The following is a 10196-nucleotide window of genomic DNA, read 5'->3' on the forward strand; positions in this document are numbered from 1 at the left end:
CAGTTCAGGTAAACGCAGGTACCGTCCGCCAGGCGCAGGCGATGGGCTGGTGAGAAGCAGACATAGCCGACGCCAATCGGTACGCAAGTCATCGCGGCCCCCTGTAGATCAGGTAGGCCATGTAGGCAAGGGCGATCATGGCTTCCACCTTTTGCCCACGCGGTACACCATCATCATGTTGTGATGGAGCGGAACCTTGAGGACGTGATCGAAGAACTCGCCCTTTCCAGAGATGAATCCGGTAGGTACCTTGGTTCCTCCGGCGCCGAATTCACGCCAGCATTCTTCGCCGCCGTTCTTTTCCCAGTAGGCGCGCTCGCGCTTGGGGATCTCATCGTAGGTTTTTTCGAACACGGAGATATCCGGGATATCGCAGATCCGTCGCCATGCGGGGTTGCGTTTGCACCATTCAGCAGCATGCTGCGAGGCTTGATCGACAGAGTAGAATTCCTTGGTGCTTTGTTCGGTCATGGCATCAGCTCCTTGGGCACCTGGACGGTATCGCCGGTGATGAGATCAACGAGGGAGCGGCAAACAGCCACTGGCGTTGTACTGCCCCAGCCTTCGCCATCTCGGCAGGAGGCAGGCCGCCAGGTTATGGCGCAGCTCTCGCCGTCGGCGCCCCTTTCCACCAGGCGCACGTACTTTTCTTGCAGGAAGCCGCACAGAAGCCAGTCTTCCCACGGGTTGTAGCGCTTGGTGTGTTCGGTGGCGCTGGCCTGGTACCGGGCAAACACACGCCAGGGGTTCCCGTACTGCGGCGGTGCGAGGAACACGTCCAGGCCTTCAGCCCTGCCAACTGCCCAGCCCAGCGCCTCGCCGACCAGGTCTGCCGTCTTCACTTCGATCAGGTCGGTCATCCTCGCTGCTCCTTCTTACGCTCCACATCGATCTGCTCGTAGAGAGCGTCAACGCGCTTCTGCTTGCGGTTGATCGCCTCGGAGCGGTTCAGGTGGTCCCTCATTGCCTTGTCATAGGGCTCGATCTTCTCGATCAGCCGAAGGCGTTCATTCGGGTCTTTTGACGCGTTGAATTGCCTGGCCAAGCGATCTCGCTCTCCAAAGTCGAGGTGGTCAAGTGCGCGGTTTTCCTTCTCCATCTCATCAATGACGGCCGCCGATTGCCGGCTCCAGCGCAGGTACAGGACGTCACTTCTCTTGGGCTTGATGAAAAAGTGCTGCGACCTGATCCAATCCACCAGGTCGTCCTTGGTCATTTCGTCGAGAATGTCTTTGCGCGCGGCCTTGCTCACAGTTCATACCTCTCATCAATCCAGCGCCCAGGCGCCAGTGCGGGTGTAGGTTCGGGTTGTGTTTCGTGCGGGCAGAGCTGGGGCTGGTTGCCGGCCTGCAGCTGGCTGTCGGGGATGCAGCTGATGCCGAACCCGTTGAGCAGGTAGCAGGTGACGCCGCGCTGGCTGTCGTGCTGCACGTCGATGACGTTCTCGGTTGCGCTGGCGCCGGTGGCCAGCAGCAGGAGGCAGAGGGTGAGGCGGGTCATGGCTGGCGCACCTTTTCGAAGTGGAAGACGACCTCGGCGCCGGTCTCGGCGATCAAGCCGTAGGCCTTGGCCAGGCGGTAGATGGGGTGGTACTGGTTGAGGCTGTTGACGTGGCCGGCCAGCCAGCGGCGCCAGTCCTCCAGCTGCATGCGTGCCTTGCTCAGGTTGCAGGGAGCACAGGCCGGCATCATGTTTGCCAGGTTGTGGTTCTGCAGCTGCTCAGCCACGCGTTCGTCAGGGAGGCGAATCACCGGGGCAAAGTGGTCGGCGTGCCAGCGCTCGTCCAGGTCGTTGCCGCAATAGGCACAGCGGCCGCCGTACTTCAGGCGGACCTGCTCGCGTTCAGCTTTCTTCAGGCGCACGAGTTCTCCTTGGCCGCCATATCGCGGCAGTGAATAGAGGGGAGAGGGGTTACAGCGTTGGAGTACAGATGTTCTCTTGCAGGGCGGAGACTTCGGTGCGCATGAAGTCCGCCATTTCGCCCATCTGCTCAACGATGGCGCGCTCCTCGGCCGCTGCGGCCTTGGTAATTTTGCTCTTGCGCTTCCGGCACAGCCGGCAATCGACCATGGCCCAGTCGCCTGACAGCTCGGAGGATTCCCCTAGCCAAGTGCCGCAGGGCGCTTGCTCAAGGTCTTCCAGGTCGGTGAATGGTGCGAAATGCGTCTTCACGACTTCACCTTCGGCTCTGCGCTAGCGGGTTTGCACTTGCTGCATTTACCGCACTCGGTTCCCCATTCGTTGGGGCCGTAACAAGGCTTGCCAGCCGAAGCGCTACGAATTTCCTCGGCCAGATCCTCGGCGCCCTGCTGAACAAGGTCTGGCGTGTTGCTGAGGTATGGCAGCGCACGTTGCAGCAGCGCATCCCGCTCGGCCAGCTGTGCGCGCTGATTCGATATACGCATGCTCTGTCGCATGATTTGCGCGTCAGAGTGCTTGATGACCTCGCGCAGCTGCTCGATATCGGCGCTACCGGTAAGCGGTCCGAACGGCGTGATGGTCTTGCCAGTCGCCGCCGCATCCCTCTCTGCCTCTTCTTTGGTCCACCAGATGGCAGTACCAACCATCCAGGCTATTGGCTCGGGGTGGGGCTGCGGGGCTGGCTGGGCAAGAGCGGCTTGAACCTCAGTCGACTGCTGGAACATCTGCGCTTTCGAGAAGCGCTCCTGCCAGGCCTGCAGCTTGTCGCGCGGCACGCTGACCATCTCGGTGTTGCTGGATCGGTTTACTGTGGGCATGGATAGCTCCGTCTCAGGCGGACTTGTGGCTTTCGGGTGTCCAGTCCGCCCAGCCGATAACGGGCATTCTGGTTTTGGGGCTGAGGATCTTCTTGCCCTTCTCGTCGAGCAGGGCAGCCTTGCAGCGGATCTTCAGGTCGCGACAGGCGCCGGCCTTCTTGGCCAGCTCGATGAACTGCAGTGCGTGCTGCGGAGTGTCGAAGAGGGCGCTGAGCTGCTTTACCTTCTCGCCTGCCATGATGGCGTCGGCGTTGCGCTGAACGGCCTCGGTCCATTCAGCGAGCGTCATCTCCAGGGGGGGGGCAGCCAGCTTTTCCGCTTGGCCTAGTGTTTTTGGTCTGCTTCCGGGCATCTGCGAGGGCCGCGCTCGCGGTCATGCCGAACACTGCAAATGTGCTCATATATCACCTCATCGTGAGTGGCTGATCTGCGGAGCAGCCTGGCCCGAGTGAGCCATTCCAGGGTTCAGTTCTACGCGCCGCCCGGCGAGCATCCCGGCGATATGCGCATTCAGGTCGAGCTCAACCTCCCGCGTCTTGCGGGCCTTGCCAATCTCCCGACCCGAAAGAAACTGCTCGATCAGGGCGTGGTCCTGCGCCTCCACCGCCATGAGGTCTCGGCCAGTGGAATCCATGCCTATTGCCTGATCTTCCTCGCCGCGCGGCACCAACTGATGGATCTTGTCGTACACAGCCGAAACCCAGGCCAGTGCGAAATGGTCGCCTGCGGTCTCAGGGGAATAGTCGCTGCGTTGCTCGCCTTTACGCACCCGCGATACGTATTCACGTCTGGCAATCGTCAACTTGGTCAGCAGAGCCTCGTATGCATACATTGCAATCTGTGGTGCGGGATTCACCCCAACGTACAGCTCGCATTCGATGATTCTGCTCGTCGATTTGCACCACTGGCGCCGCGAGAACGAGCGAACGCTGAATGCCTCCCCAACAATCGAACCCAGCTGTCGGTCCCAAGTCGGGCGGCGATTGACCCTTGAGCATTCTGACTCGACCTCGCCGACGTCACTGAGGTGAACATCGATTTCGGTAAGGCGATACTCTCGCATCAGTGCCTGGGCCTGACGCATGGCAGTGGCCGCCTCGGTTTCGTTCGAGCTTTTCGACAGAGCCAGGCAGCGCTTGATCTTGCGGATGATCCGTTCGAGCTTGCTTTCGTCGTGCTGTTGTTCGGTCATGTTGTGGTCCTTGCGTGCAGGCGCCGCCCTCGCCGGGGAGGCGTTATCGTTGAATAGGGGAAGGCGCTGGCGGGCAGCGCGGGTTATCTACTGGCTATCAGCAGAAGGCCTGGCTCAGCATCATCCGGGTCATCGCCCAGCAGAAGGTCAGGCGCCCGCAGTTCGCGCCCGATGCGGAACTGATCAAGCCGCCGCGCCACAAAATCGGATATGACTATTTCGTGGCGCGGCGCACTGAGAAAGTGGCGGGCCGCTTCAGGCCCTAATTCATGGATGCGGTGGATCAGCAGGGTCATGGCCTCGCCGTTTTCCTCGACTTCGGCCCATTGCATGATCTCGACCAGGGCCTGGCGGGTGCCTGCGCGGGCCTTCATCCGCAGCTCTTCAATGCCGGCCTTGGTCTCTTTCTTCTTGCGCTTCTCGTCACGCTGCTGCGGCGTCATGGCCATCATCGCCTCCATTTCGCACGAACGCGGTGCCCGGAGCGTACTCCAGCAGGTCGCATACCCGGTTGATGATCTTGAGCGCAGCGTCGAACACTTTGGCGTCGTCCGGTTCGCGGGCCAGGCGCTTCATGTTCGGTTGGTGTTCCAGGCAGACCTTGTCGACCAAGCGCCGGGCCACCCTGCGCAGGTGATCGGCGCTGTCGTGCATGCGCAGGCTCAGGGCGAAGGCCAGGGCCACATCATCAGGCCGGTACTGGCCGCCGCTGCGGGTGATGTACAGCTTCTTCACCGGACGATTCATCCAGGCCGGCAGGGTTACCACTCCAGAAGATGCTTTCTGCATTTCCGTGCTCCGTGAGGCCGCTTGGCGGCAGGTGGAACTGTTCTTGCCGCCGGCGCTGGCGGACCAGGTCGTGGGTGCGCTTCATGGATGGCACACCTCAATCGGCGTTTTCTTCGTCGATCCGGAAGGCATGACGACCAGTAGGCTCTTGCTGCCTCGGTATACGCCCCAAGGCTTACCAGTAGATCTGGCCATGGCCGCCGCGTACTTCACGGCGGGCACAGGCTGAGACATGGTGGCGATCATGCCTACCCCCGATTCCGCTGTAGCGGGAAATCAATGCCAAACTCATCCAGGATCCGCACAAGCCTACAGTTGCCAATACCCAGTTCAGCCGTGGTCCGGCATCTGGACTTGCCAGCATCACGCAGGGCAATGATCTTGTCGGCCAGGTCGCGATCCTCCTGGCTCGGTTCGGCATTTACCTTCGCCGGTCTGGCTGACTTAGGCGGGTTGAAGAATCTGAATCCTCCCCGCGCCGCTACGCCCCATAGAGCGGTCTTGGTTTCGCCCAGGAGCTCTGCGACCTCACCACAGGTCATGGTCTTGGCGAGCTCTTCGATCTTGGCTGTGCGTGCCTTGGCGCGGCTTTTGCGCTCGCCGCCGCGCTCCTGCTTGACTGGCTTTAGCCGCTTTGGCCTCGGTTCGGGGTGCTTGCGCTGCCGAAATGGCACGTATTCGAAGCCCTCAAGCACAACAAGCTGGCCGCCAGACGCGAAGAAGGCCGCTTTGGCGGCCTCCAGGTCGATTGATTGGTTCATGCTGCCTCCTTCATTCGCTCGCGCATCTCCTTCTCCAAGTCGCCGAGCTCTTCCAGAAACGCCTTGATCTCAGCTTCCATCTCGCGGATGCGCTTGAAGTCGCGTTCGAAGCGGTGGCACACGTACTGGAGCGGCTCAGGCAGGCGGTCGTCGTAACTGACGAAGTCCGCCCAGGACCTGCCGGTGCACGCCATCTGGGCCAGCATCTGCCACTCGTACTGCGGGTCGTGCCGTTCTGACTGCATTGTGGCGATGTGGGTAGCTGTGTTTGGGCACTTGATCTCAAGCACGCCATCGTCGCCTACCAGGCCATCCGGTGAAGCACCAAAGCCAGCAATTGTCGGGTGCATGACCAGGCCGGTTTCGATCACCATCAGGCCTTTGTCGGCCTCGTAGGCCATGCAGGCAAACGGTTCAAGCTCGACACCGCGCTGCACGGCAGCATTGCGGGAAAGGTCGGCGCCGCCAGGCTGGCCGGTGAGGCGCTCGCACAGAAGCTCCATCATGTAGTTTTTCCGGGTGGCAGACGGCGCTCCACCTCGGCCGCTCGCCATAACGTCCTTCACCCGGCTGGCGGTCACGCAACCAAGGCGTGCCGCGAACCATTCAGCACTACGCTGCTCCATCTAACACCTCCTCAGATTCGCCATCGATGGGCGCCGCCTCTGCCTTGATGGCGTCGGCGCGCTTGGTGACCTCTGCCTTGAAGCGGGCGTGACCGGCCGCATCCTTTGCCTGCTTCATGGCTGCGGTTCCCTGCTGATACACATCGGTCAGCGCTTCCAGGCTGCCGGCCTTCTGTGCCAGTGCAATCCAGTTGTTCACCATCTCGGGGTCGGTGGGTGCCGAGCCAGCCAAGCTGGCCATGCCCTCACCCCCGTCCGTGTTCAAGTGGTGAATCGCCTGCTCCAGTCGCTCAGTCTTCGGCCAGTACTTGTAACCGCGTTTCACCACGGTCTTCTTAGCCATCTCGCCCGGGTCGGTGACCCACGGGCAGGATTTGTTCTTGCTGACCCAAGCCTTCCAGGCGCTTGACCTGTCTCGGATAGCGTTCACATCCTCGATGCTCATCGTTTCGGTCAGGTAATCGCCGTCGGCGGTCTTGACCACGACGTACACGCCGATCACCTCGCCGCGATCCTTGGCGAACGGGTTGTAGGAATGGGTCGGCGGCTTGTCGAAGCCGTTCAGGCTGAAGGCGTCGGCTGCGTACACCAGTTCGGCCTGCGCCCAGCGGATGGCGCCGGTCGACATGGCCAGGTCCATCAAGCCGATGTAGCTGATGTCCAAGCAGATGCGACCGTCTCGCGGGACCAGGTACGCCTGCTTCTTGGCCGGGTTCAGGCTGATGCCGATGGCGGCGATGTTGGTGATCGCATTGGCCACTGACTGCCGGTTCTGCATGGCCACCTTGGTGGCGTACTCGCTCGAGGTGATCACCTGGATGGCGAATTCGGCCTCGCGCTCGAAGTTCAGCGAACGGTCAGTCAGCACGTTGGCGAACTGATTCCGCTGCGCGTAAATGTCCTGCGAGATGATGGCTACTGCTTGGCTCATGGCGACCTCAGTAGGAAATGGCGATGTTCGGAATCTTGCGCTCGGCAATCAGGGTGATCGCCTGCTTGGCGCATTCCTCGGTCATGCCGCCGGCGACAAAGGCGTCCAGGGCGGCGCGGTTGATGCTGCGGCGGTGTGCGACGTCGCGCTCCCGTTGTTGCTGCTGCCGGAGGATCTCGGCGGCAGCCGCATCTGCCCGGCGGCGTTCTTCCTGGCGCGCCTGCTCGGCAGCTTCTTCAGCCCGGCGGGCGGCGGCCTGGCGCTCTTGTTCGGCACGCTGCTCGGCGGCAACACGGTCGGCCTCGGCCTGAACTCTGGCGCGCTCCGCTTGCTCGGCCTGTAGCTTCAGTTCAAGTTCGCGGCGCTCTGCGGCGGCCTGGGCCTCCAGCTCACGGCGCTGGGCGGCCTCTCGCTCTGCCTGGGCTTTCTGCTCCGCTTCAACGCGTGCGCGCTCAGATGCTTCCTGGGCAATGCGCTCTTCGCGCTCTTTCTGCTCGCGGGCGTCCGCCTCGGCGCGCAGCCGGGCCAGCTCGACCTGCGCAGCCTCGAACTGCTCGCGCTTCAGCAGGGCAGCCCGCAAGGTCGTCAGAACCTTGTCCTTGGCGTTTGCCGCCTCGGCCTCGAACTCTTCCCAGTGGGCGCCAAGCTGCATGCCTTCAGCCTCGGCGATCAGGCCTTTGATGTGCAGCGAGGACAGTTCGCCCAAGTCATCGGTCAATGTCTTCAGCCAGTTCAGACGGTCTTTGTGGCGATCAATCCGCGCGTCTTCGGCAGCCTCCCACTCGGTGAGCGGCCGGCGCGTCTCCACCCGCAGGGCGTCCATTTTCGTCACGAAATCGCGAAGCTCGGCTTCGACCACCTTGGGCATTTCCTTGAGCCGGCGCAGGTAGTCGCGGCCCGGCTTCTCTACGGCCGTCTTCGACTTGCTGACCTTGGCAGCTAGGCTGGCGATGCGCTCGCGGCCCTTGCGGGTGGTGAGGTCTGGCACTTCGCCTTCGATCTCGGCCTTCACCAGGTCAATGAATTGCTGCAGGCCGCCGGCCACGTAAATGGCCGGGGCGTTCGCCTCGCTGATCTCTTCGATCGCGATCAGTTTCTGTTCTGCGGACATTAGAAAACCTCGCGCCAGGCCGGCGCCGTCAGTTGGAATAGGGAATCGCCAGGTCACCCAGGCACGGAGGTACGCTCCAGGCCCTGGCTGCGGTGGATGGTTGCGCGCTCTCGCCGCTTACGCTCCCGAAGGGGTACGGTTATCCCGAAGGCCCGCCGTGCGCCGGGTGTGTGTTCAGGAAGTGATGCTGCCGGCCAGTGCGCTGGCGAGCATGAAGAAGGTGCAGGCGAAGAGCATGGAGAAGGAGCCGCGCCAGGTGGCGATGCGGCGTGCGCGTTGGTAGCTGGTCATAGCTCCACCAGCCGGCCGCGAGGATCAACTCCCCAGTCGCTTTCCATGAACGCGCTGGTGTCGCGAGGTGGTTGTCGCCAGCTGCCTTTGACGGGGCATTCCAGCTCGCACACGAGGGTTTCGCGCGGTAGCTTGAGAACGTCTCCCAGGCCTTCGACCTGCTCGTCAATTAGCGTTTTCACGATTGGCGTAGTCATGCAGCCTCCTTGCGCCGAACGGCAATACGCCGAATGCGCTCGTAGTAGTGTTTGAACTCCTCTGCGTCGATGGCGAGGAGGGAGAAGTAGGCGACCACCAGGGTTTCGGCTTTGGCGTCCTCCACCGGGCCAGAGCCCGGCAGAAGCATCGTCTCGATTGCGGCCTCGATGGCGCTGGTAGCGATGCTGTGAGGGCTCATAGCCTTGCCTCATCGGCGTCGTAACTCAGGCCCTGGTCGACGTATTGCTCAAGCATCGCCTCCGCGATCTCGTACAGCTTGCCGTTGACGTGATTGCTCTGGCCGACGATGTCCTCGACCATGCTTTTCACCGGGCCGCCGGTCAGGGCCTGTAGAAGAAGCTGGGCAAGGGCGGTGATGTCGTCCTGCTCAGCTTCCTGCAGCGACCGAAGGTGCTCGGCGACCTTGGCTACGAACTGCTCTTGGCGCACGCCCACCGGGCCGCCAAAGCGCTGCGGGATCAGAACATCGCAGCCGCCGACCAGCTCCTCGGCCTTGCTCTCGATCCAGTTCTGCGCCGCTTCCTGATACGCCGAGTCGTCTTCCGGCTCAGCATGGTCATACCGCCATTGTGCTGCTCGAAGTGCGCCCATGGTCGCCTCCAGTTATCCGATTTCGTGTTCAGCAGCCCACCAGCCACACTGCCAGTCGCTGGACTTGCTGTGATTCATTGGCTCGCCGTCTTGGCGGGCGTCGTAGCCTTTCTGGTATTCCTTGCTGTGCTCGGCCATGGTCGCCTCCAGGTGGTGGGTTACTCGGTGGGTGGGGAAGGGAGGGGCTGTTCGCTCGCATAGAGCCGCCTCAAAGCGTTAGCTACACGCTGGTCAGCCTGTTCTTGGGCAAGGATCTCAGCCTGATCGCGCTTGAAACCGAGCCAGACTGAATGCGCCTCGCCTGGCGTTGCGTAATACCCAAAATGGATTCTTTTCCCGGTGATTACGCAGTGAGCCCGTGATCGGTATTTCTGTAGCTTCGGATCGAAATCGACTCCAGGAGGAAGGCCATTCTCGTTTTTTGCGCTCTTGGCGAGCTCCCTTACCATGCAGTTGATTGATCGACTGATCAGGCAGCAGGTGTCAGGTCCGTAAACCTTGTTGCCCTTAACCAGCAGGTCTTTGTCTACGTCCTTGCCCTGCCAGTCTTGGCTTTCAATCCAGCTCTTGAATGCGCTGAATCGGTGCCACTCATTGGAAACAGTGCAGCCTTCGTAACTTGGCCTGCTGGATCTGCTCTTGGCGTCGTAGCACCGCCTGAGAATTGCTATCCACTTGGAGTAGATGGGGCATATGTACTTCAAGGTGATCTTCCCGTTTTCGCTTCGAGACGGGGATACCACGTAGTCGGCGTCGTTCACCCCAACGCCAAAGACAAGTCGGTGGCTCATGTAAACCTCTGAGCTTGAGTGCTCCTCAGGCGGGTGACCAAACCCACCGTGAAAGGTGGCCTGGCGCCTGCCAATGCGGTCGAAGTGAAGGGAAGGGGATGCGGGGTGTATCGGTGATGCGATCTGGCCGGCGCTGATCTCCGGCTTTGACACCCC

Annotated in this window: 20 protein-coding genes; all 20 read right to left on the reverse strand. The window is 61.7% G+C overall.

From position 1 onward, the window contains the following. Nucleotides 1-135: 135 nt before the first annotated feature. Nucleotides 136-471 carry a hypothetical protein gene (locus CQW31_RS29965; protein WP_027609605.1) on the reverse strand — a complete coding sequence of 112 codons (336 nt, stop codon included), beginning with the start codon at nt 469-471 and terminating at the stop codon, nt 136-138. After that, nucleotides 468-860, reverse strand: a complete 393-nt coding sequence (locus CQW31_RS29970; RefSeq protein ID WP_099816057.1) for a phage protein NinX family protein — start codon at nt 858-860, stop codon at nt 468-470. The genes CQW31_RS29965 and CQW31_RS29970 overlap by 4 nt, the downstream gene beginning before the upstream one ends. Then, nucleotides 857-1252, reverse strand: coding sequence for a hypothetical protein (locus CQW31_RS29975; protein WP_099816058.1), 396 nt, complete (start codon nt 1250-1252; stop codon nt 857-859). The genes CQW31_RS29970 and CQW31_RS29975 overlap by 4 nt, the downstream gene beginning before the upstream one ends. After that, nucleotides 1249-1500, reverse strand: a complete 252-nt coding sequence (locus CQW31_RS29980; protein WP_099816059.1) for a hypothetical protein — start codon at nt 1498-1500, stop codon at nt 1249-1251. The genes CQW31_RS29975 and CQW31_RS29980 overlap by 4 nt, the downstream gene beginning before the upstream one ends. Continuing rightward, nucleotides 1497-1862 carry an HNH endonuclease gene (locus tag CQW31_RS29985; protein WP_099816060.1) on the reverse strand — a complete coding sequence of 122 codons (366 nt, stop codon included), beginning with the start codon at nt 1860-1862 and terminating at the stop codon, nt 1497-1499. Before CQW31_RS29985 ends, CQW31_RS29980 begins: the two co-directional genes overlap by 4 nt. A gap of 49 nt (nt 1863-1911) precedes the next feature. Then, the gene (locus CQW31_RS29990; protein WP_099816061.1) at nt 1912-2172 is read right to left on the reverse strand and encodes a hypothetical protein; all 261 of its coding nucleotides are present in this window, start codon (nt 2170-2172) and stop codon (nt 1912-1914) included. Next, a complete protein-coding gene (locus tag CQW31_RS29995; protein ID WP_143524277.1) occupies nt 2169-2705 on the reverse strand; it encodes a hypothetical protein in 537 nt (178 codons plus the stop codon). The genes CQW31_RS29990 and CQW31_RS29995 overlap by 4 nt, the downstream gene beginning before the upstream one ends. Nucleotides 2706-2751: 46 nt before the next feature. After that, nucleotides 2752-3027 (reverse strand): hypothetical protein, encoded by a 276-nt coding sequence (locus CQW31_RS30000; protein ID WP_256587455.1) that lies wholly within the window; start codon nt 3025-3027, stop codon nt 2752-2754. 120 nt (nt 3028-3147) lie between these two features. Beyond that, the gene (locus CQW31_RS30005) at nt 3148-3930 is read right to left on the reverse strand and encodes a DUF2786 domain-containing protein (protein ID WP_099816063.1); all 783 of its coding nucleotides are present in this window, start codon (nt 3928-3930) and stop codon (nt 3148-3150) included. An 83-nt stretch (nt 3931-4013) separates the two neighbouring features. Continuing rightward, the gene (locus CQW31_RS30010; RefSeq protein ID WP_371858400.1) at nt 4014-4373 is read right to left on the reverse strand and encodes a hypothetical protein; all 360 of its coding nucleotides are present in this window, start codon (nt 4371-4373) and stop codon (nt 4014-4016) included. Then, nucleotides 4354-4719, reverse strand: a complete 366-nt coding sequence (locus tag CQW31_RS30015) for a hypothetical protein (RefSeq protein ID WP_099816065.1) — start codon at nt 4717-4719, stop codon at nt 4354-4356. Before CQW31_RS30015 ends, CQW31_RS30010 begins: the two co-directional genes overlap by 20 nt. 248 nt (nt 4720-4967) lie before the next feature. Then, on the reverse strand, nt 4968-5480 hold the full coding sequence (locus CQW31_RS30025; protein ID WP_099816067.1) for a hypothetical protein: 513 nt from the start codon (nt 5478-5480) through the stop codon (nt 4968-4970). After that, a complete protein-coding gene (locus CQW31_RS30030; protein ID WP_099816068.1) occupies nt 5477-6106 on the reverse strand; it encodes a lambda exonuclease family protein in 630 nt (209 codons plus the stop codon). Before CQW31_RS30030 ends, CQW31_RS30025 begins: the two co-directional genes overlap by 4 nt. Continuing rightward, on the reverse strand, nt 6093-7037 hold the full coding sequence (locus CQW31_RS30035) for a recombinase RecT (RefSeq protein ID WP_099816069.1): 945 nt from the start codon (nt 7035-7037) through the stop codon (nt 6093-6095). Before CQW31_RS30035 ends, CQW31_RS30030 begins: the two co-directional genes overlap by 14 nt. A 7-nt stretch (nt 7038-7044) precedes the next feature. Next, nucleotides 7045-8148 (reverse strand): hypothetical protein, encoded by a 1104-nt coding sequence (locus CQW31_RS30040; RefSeq protein ID WP_099816070.1) that lies wholly within the window; start codon nt 8146-8148, stop codon nt 7045-7047. A 287-nt stretch (nt 8149-8435) separates the two neighbouring features. Next, the gene (locus CQW31_RS30045) at nt 8436-8636 is read right to left on the reverse strand and encodes a hypothetical protein (protein ID WP_015269816.1); all 201 of its coding nucleotides are present in this window, start codon (nt 8634-8636) and stop codon (nt 8436-8438) included. Beyond that, nucleotides 8633-8836 (reverse strand): hypothetical protein, encoded by a 204-nt coding sequence (locus CQW31_RS30050; RefSeq protein WP_099816071.1) that lies wholly within the window; start codon nt 8834-8836, stop codon nt 8633-8635. Before CQW31_RS30050 ends, CQW31_RS30045 begins: the two co-directional genes overlap by 4 nt. Next, the gene (locus CQW31_RS30055) at nt 8833-9249 is read right to left on the reverse strand and encodes a hypothetical protein (protein ID WP_099816072.1); all 417 of its coding nucleotides are present in this window, start codon (nt 9247-9249) and stop codon (nt 8833-8835) included. Before CQW31_RS30055 ends, CQW31_RS30050 begins: the two co-directional genes overlap by 4 nt. Before the next feature lie 12 nt (nt 9250-9261). After that, a complete protein-coding gene (locus tag CQW31_RS31935; protein ID WP_256206997.1) occupies nt 9262-9387 on the reverse strand; it encodes a hypothetical protein in 126 nt (41 codons plus the stop codon). Nucleotides 9388-9407: 20 nt separating this feature from the next. Next, nucleotides 9408-10196, reverse strand: a 789-nt coding sequence (locus CQW31_RS30060; protein WP_218254858.1) for a hypothetical protein, incomplete at its 5' end; no start/stop codon positions are given.

Origin of the sequence: Pseudomonas sp. 382 (genome assembly GCF_002759075.1) — a bacterium.
In the GTDB taxonomy this organism is placed as follows: domain Bacteria; phylum Pseudomonadota; class Gammaproteobacteria; order Pseudomonadales; family Pseudomonadaceae; genus Aquipseudomonas; species Aquipseudomonas vlassakiae.